Annotated in this window: 3 protein-coding genes; all 3 read right to left on the bottom strand. The window is 47.4% G+C overall.

The window, feature by feature from the left end; genetic code table 11:
• Positions 1-127: 127 nt before the first annotated feature.
• Complete coding sequence (locus NYR25_00200; protein UWF33867.1) at positions 128-9,427, bottom strand: KxYKxGKxW signal peptide domain-containing protein; 9,300 nt, start codon at positions 9,425-9,427, stop codon at positions 128-130.
• A gap of 180 nt (positions 9,428-9,607) precedes the next feature.
• A complete protein-coding gene (locus NYR25_00195; GenBank protein ID UWF33866.1) occupies positions 9,608-9,742 on the bottom strand; it encodes a hypothetical protein in 135 nt (44 codons plus the stop codon).
• Positions 9,743-10,294: 552 nt separating this feature from the next.
• A complete protein-coding gene (locus NYR25_00190; GenBank protein UWF33865.1) occupies positions 10,295-15,763 on the bottom strand; it encodes an Ig-like domain-containing protein in 5,469 nt (1,822 codons plus the stop codon).
• Between the last annotated feature and the right edge of the window lie 318 nt (positions 15,764-16,081).

Genomic DNA, 16,081 nt, shown 5'->3' with positions numbered 1-16,081 from the left:
CGCTAGCAATAGGCGTACCTATTACTAACAACAGATATTTTTCTGAAACTTGATCTGCCTTTTAAAGGCTGGTTAATGAACTTTGGTTAAGAACTGTTAACTTGGTTTATAGCTTTAAAGTCGATGACTATTCTTCGTCATGACGTTTACGCTTCTTACCAAGAGCAAAGAGTCCTAACAATCCGCCAACTAGGCCGACTGTACCAGCTGCACGAGCACTAGCATTATCTTCCTCACCAGTTTGTGGTAGGCGTTCTGCGCTATTTGTATCACTAGCACCGTTCGTATTGCCACCGTTATCTTGGGTAAGGTCTACACTGCCATTGCCTTGGCCGCTACCTGGTTGGTATCCAGTATCAACTACGCTAGTACCACCGTTTCCGGCATTGCCTGTACCGCCGTTAATACCACTACCATCACCAGTACCGTTGCCAGCACCGCCATTCCATGTTCCATCACCGGATCCGTTCGAACCATTGCCTTGGTCTGTTCCGCCATTGTTGCCAGAACCACCATTGTTCGAGTTATCACCTGAGCCATTGTCCGAGCCACCGTTGTTCGAGTTGTCGCCGGAACCGTTGTCTGAACCGCCGTTATTCGAGTTGTCGCCAGAACCGTTATCCGATCCGCCGTTGTTCGAATTGTCGCCGGAACCGTTGTCTGAACCACCGTTATTCGAGTTGTCGCCGGAACCGTTGTCCGATCCGCCGTTATTCGAATCGGAGTTCGAGCCGTTATCCGATCCATTATCTGAATCATTGTTATTTGAATCAGAGTTAGAATCAGAACCATCGCCTGAATGGTGGTTATGGTTATCCGTCGAATCAGAACCTGAACCGTTGTTCGAACCATTGTTGTCTGAATCAGAGTTTGAGCCGCTATTCGAGCCATTGTTGTCTGAATCAGAGTTTGAACCGCTATTCGAGCCATTGTTGTCTGAATCAGAGTTTGAACCGCTATTCGAACCGTTATTGTCTGAGTCAGAGTTTGAACCGCTATTCGAACCGTTGTTGTCTGAGTCAGAGGTTGAGCCACTATTTGAACCGCTGCCCGAATCAGAAATTGAAGCCGATGTTGAGCGACTGTCAATGTCGTTTGATTCTGACTTCGATGTCGAAATTGACTTGCTTACACTGTCGTAGCCCGAGGTTGATTCAGATGTTGAACGACTATCTACATCATTTGATTCTGACTTCGATGTCGAAATCGACTTACTTGCGCTATCGTAGCCGGAAGTTGATTCAGATGTTGAACGACTATCTACGTCATTTGATTCTGACTTCGATGTCGAAATCGACTTGCTTGCACTGTCGTAACCAGATGTTGAATCAGATACCGAATCAGAGACTGATGTCGAAACTGATTTACTTGCACTGTCATAGCCCGATGTTGAGCCTGAAAGTGAGGCCGAAATTGACTTGCTTGTACTGTCATAGCCAGAGGTCGAACCTGAGAGTGAAGCTGAAATTGACTTGCTTGCACTATCGTAACCAGACGTTGAAGCAGATATTGAACGACTATCAATGTCGTTTGATTCTGACTTCGATGTTGAAATCGACTTGCTTGCACTGTCGTAACCAGACGTTGAAGCAGATATTGAACGACTATCAATGTCGTTTGATTCTGACTTCGATGTTGAAATCGACTTGCTTGCACTGTCGTAACCAGATGTTGAAGCAGATACCGAATCAGAGATCGATGTCGAAATCGACTTGCTTGCACTGTCATAGCCTGACGTTGAAGCAGATACCGAATCAGAGATCGATGTCGAAACTGACTTGCTTGCACTGTCGTAGCCTGACGTTGAGCCGGAGAGTGAGGCTGAAACTGACTTACTTTCACTATCTGCACCGGACGTTGAGGCTGAAACTGAATCAGAGATCGATGTCGAAACTGATTTACTTGCACTGTCATAGCCTGACGTTGAGCCGGAGAGTGAGGCTGAAATCGACTTGCTTGCACTGTCATAACCAGAGGTTGAGCCGGAAAGTGAAGCCGAAACCGACTTGCTTTCACTATCTACACCTGAGGTCGATCCAGAAATCGAAGCTGAAATCGACTTGCTTGCACTGTCGTAGCCAGAGGTCGAGCCGGAAAGTGAAGCCGAAACTGACTTACTTTCACTATCTGCACCGGACGTTGAGGCTGAAACTGAATCAGAGACTGATGTCGAAACTGACTTACTTGCGCTGTCATATCCCGAAGTTGAGCCGGAAAGTGAAGCCGAAATCGACTTGCTTGCACTGTCATAGCCTGACGTTGAAGCAGATACCGAATCAGAGATCGATGTCGAAACTGACTTGCTTGCACTGTCGTAACCAGAGGTTGAGCCGGAAAGTGAAGCCGAAACCGACTTACTTTCACTATCTACACTTGAGGTTGAGCCTGAGAGTGAGGCTGAAATCGATTTGCTTGCGCTGTCGTAGCCAGAAGTTGAAGCAGATATTGAACGACTATCAATGTCGTTTGATTCTGACTTCGATGCCGAAATCGACTTGCTTGCACTGTCGTAACCAGAAGTCGATCCAGAGAGTGAAGCCGAAACTGACTTACTTTCACTATCTGCTCCAGACGTCGAAGCTGAAGCCGAGTCAGAAACCGAGGTCGAAACTGACTTACTTGCACTGTCATATCCCGAAGTCGAAGCTGAAACCGAATCAGAAATCGAGGTCGAAACTGACTTGCTTGCGCTGTCATAGCCAGAAGTTGAACCGGAAAGTGATGCAGAAACTGACTTGCTTGCACTGTCGTAACCAGAGGTTGAGCCGGAAAGTGAAGCCGAAACTGACTTGCTTTCACTATCTGCACCAGACGTCGAAGCTGAAGCCGAGTCAGAAACCGAGGTCGAAACTGACTTACTTGCACTGTCATATCCCGAAGTCGAAGCTGAAACCGAATCAGAAATCGAGGTCGAAACTGACTTGCTTGCACTGTCGTAGCCAGAGGTCGAGCCGGAGAGTGAGGCTGAAACTGACTTACTTTCACTATCTACGCTTGATGTCGAGCCAGAGAGTGAAGCCGAAATCGACTTACTTGCACTGTCGTAACCAGAGGTCGAACCGGAGAGTGAAGCCGAAACTGACTTACTTTCACTATCTGCTCCAGACGTCGAAGCTGAAACCGAATCAGAAATCGAGGTCGAAACTGACTTGCTTGCACTGTCGTAACCAGAGGTCGAGCCGGAAAGTGAAGCCGAAACTGACTTACTTGCACTGTCGTAACCAGAGGTTGAGCCGGAAAGTGAAGCCGAAACTGACTTGCTTTCACTATCTGCTCCAGACGTCGAAGCTGAAGCCGAGTCAGAAACCGAGGTCGAAACTGACTTACTTGCACTGTCATATCCCGAAGTCGAAGCTGAAACCGAATCAGAAATCGAGGTCGAAACTGACTTGCTTGCACTGTCATATCCCGAAGTTGAGCCGGAAAGTGAAGCCGAAATCGACTTGCTTGCACTGTCATAGCCTGACGTTGAAGCAGATACCGAATCAGAGATCGAGGTCGAAACTGACTTGCTTGCACTGTCGTAACCAGAGGTCGAGCCGGAAAGTGACGCCGAAACTGACTTACTTTCACTATCTACGCTTGATGTCGAGCCAGAGATTGAATCCGAAATCGACTTACTTGCACTGTCGTAACCAGAGGTCGAGCCGGAAAGTGACGCCGAAACTGACTTACTTTCACTATCCGCACCAGACGTCGAAGCTGAAGCCGAGTCAGAAACCGAGGTCGAAACTGACTTACTTGCACTGTCGTAGCCCGAAGTTGAAGCTGAAACCGAATCAGAAATCGATGTCGAAACTGACTTGCTTGCGCTGTCATATCCCGAAGTCGAAGCTGAGACAGAATCAGAAATCGATGTCGAAACTGACTTGCTTGCGCTGTCATAGCCAGAAGTTGAACCGGAAAGTGACGCCGAAACTGACTTACTTTCACTATCTACGCTTGATGTCGAGCCAGAGATTGAATCCGAAATCGACTTACTTGCACTGTCGTAACCAGACGTTGAACCGGAAAGTGACGCCGAGACTGACTTACTTGCACTGTCGTAACCAGAGGTCGAGCCGGAAAGTGACGCCGAAACTGACTTGCTTTCACTATCTGCACCAGATGTCGAAGCTGAAGCCGAGTCAGAAACCGAGGTCGAAACCGACTTACTTGCACTGTCGTATCCCGAAGTCGAAGCTGAGACAGAATCAGAAATCGATGTCGAAACTGACTTACTTGCACTGTCGAAACCAGACGTTGAACCGGAAAGTGACGCCGAAACTGACTTACTTTCACTATCTACGCTTGATGTCGAGCCAGAGATTGAATCCGAAATCGACTTACTTGCACTGTCGAAACCAGACGTTGAACCGGAAAGTGAGGCTGAAACTGACTTACTTGCACTGTCGTAGCCCGAAGTTGAAGCTGAAACCGAATCAGAAATCGATGTCGAAACTGACTTGCTTGCGCTGTCATAGCCAGAAGTTGAACCGGAAAGTGACGCCGAAACTGACTTACTTTCACTATCTACGCTTGATGTCGAGCCAGAGATTGAATCCGAAATCGACTTACTTGCACTGTCGAAACCAGACGTTGAACCGGAAAGTGAGGCTGAGACTGACTTACTTGCACTGTCGTAACCAGAGGTCGAGCCGGAAAGTGACGCCGAAACTGACTTGCTTTCACTATCTGCACCAGACGTCGAAGCTGAAGCCGAGTCAGAAACCGAGGTCGAAACTGACTTACTTGCACTGTCATATCCCGAAGTCGAAGCTGAGACAGAATCAGAAATCGAGGTCGAAACTGACTTACTTGCACTGTCGAAACCAGACGTTGAACCGGAAAGTGACGCCGAAATTGACTTACTTTCACTATCTACGCTTGATGTCGAGCCAGAGATTGAATCTGAAATCGACTTACTTGCACTGTCGTAGCCCGAAGTTGAAGCTGAAACCGAATCAGAAATCGAGGTCGAAACTGACTTGCTTGCGCTGTCATAGCCAGAAGTTGAACCGGAAAGTGACGCCGAAACTGACTTACTTTCACTATCTACGCTTGATGTCGAGCCAGAGATTGAATCCGAAATCGACTTACTTGCACTGTCGAAACCAGACGTTGAACCGGAAAGTGAGGCTGAGACTGACTTACTTGCACTGTCGTAACCAGAGGTCGAGCCGGAAAGTGACGCCGAAACTGACTTGCTTTCACTATCTGCACCAGACGTCGAAGCTGAAGCCGAGTCAGAAACCGAGGTCGAAACTGACTTACTTTCACTATCCGCACCAGATGTCGAAGCTGAAGCCGAGTCAGAAACCGAAGTCGAAACCGACTTACTTGCACTGTCGTAGCCAGAAGTTGAACCGGAAAGTGACGCCGAGACTGACTTACTTTCACTATCTACGCTTGATGTCGAGCCAGAGATTGAATCCGAAATCGACTTACTTGCACTGTCGAAACCAGAGGTTGAGCCGGAAAGTGACGCCGAAACTGACTTACTTTCACTATCTACGCTTGATGTCGAGCCAGAGATTGAATCCGAAATTGACTTACTTGCACTATCGAAACCAGACGTTGAGCCAGAAAGTGAGGCTGAAACCGACTTACTTTCGCTATCAGCACCGGACGTTGAACCGGAGATTGAGTCCGAAATCGACTTACTTTCGCTATCTGCGCTTGATGTTGAGCCAGAGATCGAATCCGAAATCGACTTACTTGCACTGTCGAAACCAGAGGTTGAGCAGGAAATCGAGTCCGAAATCGACTTACTTTCGCTATCTGCGCTTGATGTTGAACCTGAGATCGAGTCCGAAATCGACTTACTTGCACTGTCGAAACCAGAAGTTGAGCCGGAAAGTGAGGCGGAAACCGACTTACTTTCGCTATCCGCACCGGACGTTGAACCGGAAATCGAGTCCGAAATCGACTTACTTGCACTGTCGAAACCAGATGTTGAGCCGGAAAGTGAGGCGGAAACCGACTTACTTTCGCTATCCGCACCGGACGTTGAACCGGAAATCGAGTCCGAAATCGACTTACTTTCGCTATCTGCGCTTGATGTTGAGCCAGAGATCGAGTCCGAAATCGACTTACTTGCACTGTCGAAACCAGAAGTTGAGCCGGAAAGTGAGGCGGAAACTGACTTACTTTCGCTATCCGCACCGGACGTTGAACCGGAGATTGAGTCCGAAATCGACTTACTTTCGCTATCTGCGCTTGAGGTTGAACCGGAAATCGAGTCCGAAATCGACTTACTTGCACTATCGAAACCAGATGTTGAACCGGAAATCGAGTCCGAAATCGACTTACTTGCACTGTCGAAACCAGACGTTGAGCCGGAAAGTGAGGCTGAAACTGACTTACTTTCGCTATCCGCACCGGACGTTGAACCGGAGATTGAGTCCGAAATCGACTTACTTTCGCTATCTGCGCTTGAGGTTGAACCGGAAATCGAGTCCGAAATCGACTTACTTGCACTATCGAAACCAGATGTTGAACCTGAGATCGAGTCCGAAATCGACTTACTTTCGCTATCTGCGCTTGAGGTTGAACCGGAAATCGAGTCCGAAATCGACTTACTTGCACTGTCGAAACCAGACGTTGAGCCAGAAAGTGATGCGGAAATCGACTTACTTTCGCTATCTGCGCTTGAGGTTGAACCGGAAATCGAGTCCGAAATCGACTTACTTGCACTATCGAAACCAGAGGTTGAGCCGGAAATCGAGTCCGAAATCGACTTACTTTGACTGTCGAAACCGGATGTTGAGCCGGAAATCGAGTCCGAAATCGACTTACTTTGACTGTCGAAACCAGAAGTTGAGCCGGAAATCGAATCCGAAATCGACTTACTTGCACTGTCGAAACCGGAAGTTGAAGCGGAAACCGAGTCCGAACGTGACTTACTTTCACTATCCGCATTTGATTGCGAACGACTGATACTATCGGTGTTATCCGTGACCGTAATCCAGACCGTCTTGGTTACAGTCTTTTTGGAGATTGGGTCTTGATATGTTATTTCAACCTCGTAAACATCAGCTACCGACCAGTTAACGTTGCCAATAGTAGATTCGAGGCTACCATTTGCAATTAAATCATTTAATTCGTCGCCAGAGTATTGGTTACCATTTGCATCGGTAATTACAGTACCTATATCATCGAGACCTAGCTCGTTACCTACGGTAGTTGTTCCATTATTAGCATCAACATTAGTGTGGTCTTCCTTAACCGTAATGGTAATCGTCGTAGTAACCGTGACACCGTACTGATCGGTATAGGAAAGTATTACGCCTTCATGTTTTCCTGGTACGTTCCAATCAATATTACTCCAAGTTACATTGTTTATGTCACTAGCTAAAGTGTCTTGGCCATGTGAATCCTTAAGCACAGTTACCACGTCTGAAGGATTTAATGGTTGACCTTGCCAGGTTTCTCCATTATCAGCTTCAATTACCCCTTGACCTACTACCGTAACAGTAACCTCACCAGTTACTACTTTTCCACTTAGCGGATCTGTGTAATTAACTACAACAGAGTAAGTACCGGGGTGGTTCCAATCTACTTCGCTTTCCAAATGTGGCGCAGACAATCGACCGTCTTCTAAAGCTTTAGCCGGATCTTCCACTGTGGTTCCGTCAGCTTCAGTAAGGGTAAGGTTAGGGAGCAAATCATTTATCGTTAAATGGGGATTACCCATTGTGTAGTTTGTATTATCGCCTTCAACCTTTGCATTGTTAGCTATAACAGTAATTGTGATGGTTGTTACAGCAGTTTCTTTAGTGTTAGGGTCAGTATAGGTTACGTTTACTGTATAAGTTCCTGTGTGATACCAGTTGCTGGTTTGCATACCCCAACCAAAGTCTTTAGCAGTGTCTTGGTTATACTCTACAGTATTACCATTAGAGTCAATTGCACCATCTATAAATTTGCCCATATCTTGAGGGGCACCTTCATAAACAGTATCACCATGGGCAGTTACATTAATAGCCTTATCGACCACATGGATAGTGATAGTCGTTTTTACGCTCTCAAAGGTAGCTGAATCAAAATAAGTAATCTCTACTGTATGGTCACCAACTTCGTTCCACCATTCAGGATGATCATCAATAGTCCAACTAAGTCCATTCAAGTCATCTGGCTGGTCTCCAGCAGAATTATGCCAGTATTCCAACCCATCCCTTATTGATTTCGGATGACCCACAGTGGTAGTGATGTCCTTACCTTTGATATCTATCAAGTCTTCTTGCTTTATATAAGCCCAATCGATCCCCCAGTTTACTAAACTACCCCCCGTGGTAGCATGATTAGTAATGTACCAATCGTACCACTTCGAGCTTTTGATGAAATTATTAATCTCTTCAATACTATGGGCATTCCTTGCAAAATCATTTACCGCTTTTTCAAAATCTACCTTATCCTTGTAGAACGAGCCTCCGTTTTCTTGGTCAATTGCACGACCGTTAAACGCAGCTTGAATCTTGGAATGGGAAAAGTCGACTACGTAACCCTCAATCGGCTTGGGTTCAGCAATTTGTAATGCTTCTTCACCATCATTATACTCTTTAACACTTGGTAAAAGTGAATCCCCAGTTTCTTCGTCATGGTAAGAATCTATTCTACCATAAGGAAAGTCCTTGGAACTATTTGAGGACCACTTATCGGCAGACTTGGATAACGAATCGGCCATGCTTTGACTTGCTGAGACCGACTGTTTGGCCTCTTTGGCAGCTTGGCTTTGCTTAGTCGATTCCACGGCCGAAAGCGACGCGGAAAGACTTTGGGAATTCTGGTCGTTAACTTGGCTCGTCGTCGATTTTGCGGCGGTGCTGTTCGCGCTATTCGAGCCATTTTGTGGGTTATGCGCGGTACTAGCGGTGGTCGTCTTTGGGGTAGCCGTCGTGGAGTGCTGATCGCTAGTGGTGGTCGTCTTCTTGGTTGGTTGCTTTTGACTATCCGCCGCGTTTGCGGTCTTCGAAGCCGGGTGCCCTTCACTAGCTTTTTGGGCGCTTGCCTTCTGAATACTGTCAGCCTGCGCCGCCTTTACGGATTCACTTAGGCTCGCCGAAGCTTCCTTGCTCGCCTTCATGGATTCGCTTAAACTCAACGAAGCCGCTTTGCTGGCCGACTGGCTTGCGCTCGTTTGGTCAACTTGCTTCGTCGCGGAAGTCGAGTTTGTAACGCTGTTATGCGCGGAATTAGCCGTTTGCGACCCCGTGGTACTTTGGGACCCCGGAATCGTCGCGCTGGTCTTGGTTGCTAAGAGTTGTTTCGACTTACTAAGGTCGAGGTTAGCTCCCTTCGGTGTTTCATCCGCGCTGGCGATCGTCGTCGAGCCGGCACCAAACAGACCCGCAACGATTCCCATTCCGGCAAAGAACCACTGCTTTCCGTTTTTGTACATCTTATAATGCTTTTTCTCATTAACGTTCCATATTTTTCTTTTAGACATTATTTCCTCCATTAATGAGCAAGACGCTTTCGAGAGTCGTCACCTTAAATCAATCACACTTCGAAAGCGTTTCCGCTCGTCATTATGAAACTGGTCGTTTTTTGCCAGTCGCCTGGCCAATCTTGACCGTTACCTAACTCACCGGTTAAGTGAAATAACCTACCCAGTCGTGCTGGTTAATTAATCTGCTCCTGCGCCCCGGGGTCTTTTGATAACCCCCGGCGGATCCGGACGTGGTCGGGGACCACCCGCTAACCAATTTTCCAGACCTAAACTACCTGCTTTACCAATTGGGACCCGTATCCTTGTTTCCATTACCGAACGCTCCCTTCGCAAACCCCTGCGGCTGACCAAACTTTTTCGAAAAAAATTACCTTTGAATCTACTTAAGAGTGTATCCGGAAAACTTAGGTAAACCTTCCCAATTTTTTTCCGTTTGGTGCGGGAAAAGGAAATTGTTGAACTTAAGTACTTCGTTGAGAAAATTAACTGGTGACAAACTTATCGGCGGCGTCACGCTTTTTTTCGCGAAGGTGCTTCGCCCATAAATTACAAAACGTTCCTTTACGGAAAGTTTTTAAACATTTTCTTATTAAGACTATGCTAAGTAACGGATAATTAACAAAAATACGTCGGGTAAATCATCACCATCCTTTATATTAAACCCTATTTATTTTCATACTTATGCTCAAGATACACCGTCAACGGTACTTTTTATTCTCACTTTTTTTGCTTTTTTTCTAAATCCCGACACAGGGCCCAACTCAACTACCAGCACGCAAAAAAAATCAGGAAAAAATTCCTTTAGCGAATTTTTTCCTGACCTGAACACTTATTACATTATTATGGTAGCAATTCTTTAGTTATTTAGTTCGCACCACCGACAGTTGCCGTTATAGGGTCACTCTCGTACCCGTCAACAATCTGAACCGCGGTGATTTCATCACCATCCTGTAGGTCGATGCCGGCCGGCACGTCGATCGACCAGTTGCCAAAGTCGTCGGCCGTTGCCGTGCCAATTAACGTACCGTCCGCCGCGTAGACGTTAACCGTCGCGCCTGGGATTCCTACACCTTGGATTACCCGCGCACCCGCCTCTGGGGGCGTAATTGCTGGAACTTTTGGCACCACGTTGGTGTGGCCCACGTCGCTGGTAACCCCATCAAGGGTTTGGGTGGCGTCGATTTCGCCACCTACATTTAAGTAGATTCCGCCTGGGATATCCACCGACCAGTCGCCGTTTTCGTCGACCACCGCCGTGCCAATCACGGTGCCATCGGCGAGGGTTACGGTAACCGTCGCGCCGGGTGTCCCGGTTCCGGTGATGGAAAGTGCGTCATTTGGAACATTGTTGATATGTGGCGGCTTGATTTGTTGTTGCGGATCCACTTTCCGATTGCTTTGCTCACTCGTTACCCCGTCAAAGGTTTGGGTGGCGTTGATGACGTCGGTATCGGTTAAGTTGACCCCTTCGGGGACGTCGATCGACCAGTTACCGTTTTCGTCGACGGTTGTCGAACCGATCACGGTCCCGTTTGCTAAGGATACGTCAACCGTTGCGCCGGGACGGCCTTTTCCAGTAATCGTGCGATCACCCGCCGTTACGGCGTTGATGTCGGGAGCGTCGACCACCGCTTTAACGGTTTGGCTGCCCTCCTTACTCGTCACCCCGTCGAAGGTTTGGGTCGCGACCACCTGGTCACCGGCAGTTAAGGTTACCCCCGCCGGTACATCTACCGACCAGTTACCATCTTTGTCGACCGTTGCCGTGCCGATCACGGTGCCGTCATCCTTATAAACGTTGACCGTGGCACCGGGACGTCCAGTTCCGGTAATTTTTGTGCTGTTTTCATCTACTGCGCCAATTACTGGTGCATCAACTTTTGCTTTAACGATTTGGCTGCTCTTATCACTAGAAGTGCCATTAACCGTTTGGTACGCGTCAATCTTATCGCCCGCTTGCATATTGATGTGGGAAGTGCTGATTGACCAGTTGCCGTTTTCATCGACCGTCGCCGTGCCGATCACGGTGCCGTCGTCAAAGCTTACCGTTACCGTCGCACCTGGGATTCCTCTTCCGGTAATCTCTGAATCCCCTTCCGTGATTGGTTTGATTTCCGGAGCTTTAACGTCTTCTCGTGGATCAACTGTCCGTTGGCCTTTTTCACTAGTTACCCCGTCGAAAGTCTGGGTCGCGTTAATTATGTTTCCTTCCTTTAGCTCGATGCCATCCGGTACGTTCACCGACCAGGTTCCTTCGTCATTAACCGTTGCGGAACCAATTACGGTGCCGTCGTCCAGGGTCACGTCTACCGTTGCACCTGGTTTTCCAGTTCCTCTAATCGTACGATCGCCTTCCTTCACGTGCCCGATTACCGGGGCGTCGATTTCTCTTTTAGGGTCTACAACCCGACTATCTTGCTTACTAGTTACCCCATTTACCGTCTGAACGGCGTTAACTACCTTACCAGATTGAAGTTCAACATCGCCCACGTTTACCGACCAGTTGCCATCTTCATCTACGGTCGCCGTACCGATGACGGTCCCGTCTGCAAGGGTTACGGTTACTTCGGCACCTGGGATACCGGTTCCGGTGATGACAGGGTCACCTTCCGTAATCTTATTGATATGCGGAGCTTCAACTACCGGTTTAGGATCCACCGGCCGGCTGCTTTTTTCACTCGTCACCCCGTCGAAGGTTTGCGTAGCGGTAACCACGTTGCCTTCCTTTAGGTTAATTGCGCCGGGAACGTTGACCGTCCAATTGCCATCTGCATCGACCGTGGCCGTACCAATTACGGTACCGTCGTCCAGGGTTACGTTAACCGTTGCGCCAGGCTTTCCCTTACCAGAGATGGTCCGGTCGCCCGCGGTTACCTTGTTAATGTCCGGCGCGTCCACCACTACCTTCGCCTTAACGGTAGTGTTGCCTTCCTTACTAGTAATTCCATTAATGGTTTGCGTAGCGGTAAGTTCCTCACCAGCCTTCAAGCTGATGTGGGCAGTGCTCACCGACCAGTTTCCATCCGCATCAACCGTTGCGGTCCCAATTACGGTCCCATCAGCAAAGCTTACGGTTACTTCAGCGCCGGGAATCCCTTTACCAGTGATCACGCTGTCGCCTTCGGTTACGTCGTTAAACACTGGAGCAGTCACTTCCTCCCTAGCTTTAACGGTCGTATTACTTTCCTCACTAGTTACTCCGTTAACCGTTTGTTTAGCTGTAAGTTCGTCACCAGCGTTGAGAGCCACGTGGCCGGTACTTATTGACCAGTTTCCGTTGGAGTCTACGATTGCCGTACCGATTGGGGTTCCGTCCGCAAAGCTTACGGTTACTTCAGCGCCGGGAATTCCTTTACCAGTGATCACGCTGTCGCCTTCGGTTACGTCGTTAAACACTGGAGCAGTCACTTCTTGTCTCGCTTTAACCGTTTGACTTCCGGGATCACTAGTTACCCCGTTTATTTCTTGGGTTGCGGTGATTTCATCGCCTGCTTGTAAGTTAACGTGGGAGGTGTTGACCGACCAGTTTCCGTTTGCATCAACCGTTGCCGTGCCAATTGGCGTACCATCCGCAAAGGTTACCGTTACTGTCGCGCCTGGAATTCCGGTCCCGGTGATTGCACGATCACCTTCCGTAATGTCGTTAATGACTGGAGCAGTTACTTCTTGTTTAGCTTTAACCGTTTGATGGGCTTCGTCACTGCTTACACCATCCACCGTTTGTTTTGCGGTAATTTCGTCGCCCGCTTGTAAGTTAACGTGGGAAGTATTGACCGACCAATTGCCATCTGCATCAACCGTTGCGGTACCGATGAAGGTTCCATCTGCGAAGGTTACTTTCACCTCAGCGCCTGGGATTCCTTTACCAGTGATTGTTTTGTCGCCTTCGGTGATGTCGTTGATGACTGGAGCAGTTACTTCTTGGTTTGCCTTAACCGTTTGATGGGCTTCGTCACTCGTTACCCCGTCTACCGTTTGTTTAGCCGTAATTTCATCGCCTGCTTGAAGATCAATGTGGGCGGTGCTTACGGACCAGTTGCCGTTCGAATCAACGATTGCCGTACCAATTGGCGTACCATCCGCAAACGTTACGGTAACTTCAGCGCCTGGAATTCCCTTACCAGTAATTACCTTGTCGCCTTCAGTAATGTCGTCGATCACTGGGGCAGTTACTTCTTGGTTCGCTTTAACCGTTTGATGGGCTTCGTCACTGCTTATACCATCTACCGTTTGTTTTGCAGTGATTTCGTCGCCCGCTTTAAGGTTGACGTGGCTAGTACTTACCGACCAGTTGCCGTTCGAATCTACCACAGTTGAGCCGATTACCGTACCATCCGCAAAGGTTACGTCAACTGTCGCACCCGGGATTCCTTTACCAGTAATTACGGTGTCGCCTTCCATAATGTCGTTAATCACTGGAGCAGTAACGTCTTCCTTAGCTTTAACCGTTTGGTGAGCTTCGTCACTGCTTATACCATCTACCGTTTGTTTTGCAGTGATTTCGTCGCCAGCTTTTAAGTCTACGTGGCCGGCACTAATTGTCCAGTTTCCGTTTGAATCTACGATGGTCGAACCAATTGGAGCCCCATCCGCAAAGGTTACGTCAACCGTTGCACCCGGGATTCCTTTACCGGTAATTACGGTGTCGCCTTCCATAATGTCGTTGATGACTGGGGCAGTAACGTCTTCTTTAGATTCAACAGTCTGATATGTGTTCGGACTAGTTACGCCATCCACCGTTTGGTTAGCTGAAATTACTTCGCCACCTTTTAGATCTATGTGGCCGGTACTAATTGTCCAGTTTCCGTTTGAATCTACGATGGTTGAACCAATTGGAGATCCATCCGCAAAGGATACGTTAACTGTCGCGCCTGGAATTCCCTTACCACTGATTGTTTTGTCGCCTTCCACAATGCCATTAATGGTTGGTGCGTCCACTGCATCAGGATGTGGCATTAATTGGTTAGTAGAAAGGCTTGCTTCCCCTGCTGCACTTCCAATTATTGGCCAATCAATAATACTGTTGGTATCTACTAAAGCACTCTTAAAGTGGTAGTAGTTGCTGGAATCTGGAATATCAGCCTTAAAATCATTAACGGCTTTTCCTAAATCGAAATTAAAATCAAGGGTTAACTCTCTTCTTCCTACATCAGCACCAATTCTAGCGTTTCTCAAAATTAAATTAGAGCCGTCAAATGAGAAGTCACTATTACTGAGATCCCAGTTAACTACATACGGCACAATGGTGATGTAAACTTTAAAGCTTCCTCTTCCACTAAAGTATTTAGTCCAGTTCCCCGATGCATTAATCTTATTAAATAGATCACGCAATTCTGGTGGAATTTGTATTACGGTGTTTGAATCAGCGAAAAGGGCCACATCTACCGATGACGCATCAAAATGGAAATCAAGGTCGCCACTATAGGTACCGTCGGAATTCCGTGTCAATCCATCAACGGCTGAGCCATTAATAGTCAAATCACCGTCTCCTAAAGGCGAGTCGCCAACGGAATTATTATCTTTGGCATCCTTTTCTTTATCGACGCTCTTTTTATTATTAACGTCTTTATTTTCGCTATTCTCTTTAACGTCACCAGCCGCCTTTGCAGCCGCATCGTCCTTCAAATCTTGTCCATCTTCGCCTGCAGTTACATCTGTTGTATCAATTTGGTCCGTTGGTGCGTCAACTTTTTTATCTGCGTCGGATTTAGCATCCGAATCCTTAGCCGCTGGTTGAGCTGCTGAAGAATCGTTGCTTTCCGCTGCTTTGCTATCAGCGGCTGGCTTTGCAGCTGCCGACGATGCGTTAGAGGTTGGAGCTGCTGAACTAGCTTTATCAGCCTTTTGCGCATCTTTTGCTGCGTTGCTTGCTGGTGCGGCTTTTTCTTCTTTAGCCGCATTGCTTGCTGGTGCAGCCTTTTGTTCGTCCTTAGCTGCGGCGTTATCTGCCTTGGCCGGTGCTGCGCTGCTAGGTGCTGCGCTTTGCGCATCTTTGATAGCGCTATCATTTGTTGCTGAAGATTGCGCTTCCTTAGCCGGTGCTGCCGAACTTGGTGCCGCGCTGCTTGCCGCAGTTGCCGCTTTTTCAACTGGCGCTGCCGGCTGATCTGCTTTAACTTCCGCAGATTTCTGCGCGGATTTTTGCATCATTTCTACTTGTGGTTCGTTAGTAGAATCCGCGTGTGCAGCGGTATCGGTCTGCATCATTCCTGCTCCAAGCATTGATAGCATCAAAGCGGACGCAAAGACCCAGTGCTTATTTACCTTGTACATCTTAAAGTTACTAACTTTACTATCTACCACACCTTTGTGGTTTTTTGGATTCTTATTCATTTAGAATCCCCCCTAATCCTTATTAATTTTAACTTATGGAAGCATTACAATATCATTATGTATAATTAATGTTATGTATTAGCTTCTTCTAAGTTAATGTCTAAATCATATTCTACAAGGTGTTTTCTGTCAACCGATAAGATTGAAATTTTTGCCAAAAAGTGTCCATTTTCACAAATAATTTTAGAATTAAGCCCGTCATATCAACGTTTATCGTACCCGAAAACTTTTTAAAAAATATTTTAGCCTCTTTTTAGTAAAACGTTTTAACTATTCACCAAAATTGTCTTTCAATGGGGTTGATGAAATTAAAAATCG

It is taken from the genome of Pediococcus acidilactici, assembly GCA_024970065.1.
Classification (GTDB): Bacteria; Bacillota; Bacilli; order Lactobacillales; family Lactobacillaceae; genus Pediococcus; species Pediococcus acidilactici_A.
Note: the sequence above shows the minus strand (reverse complement) of the source record. Positions and strands in the feature narration are given on the sequence as shown.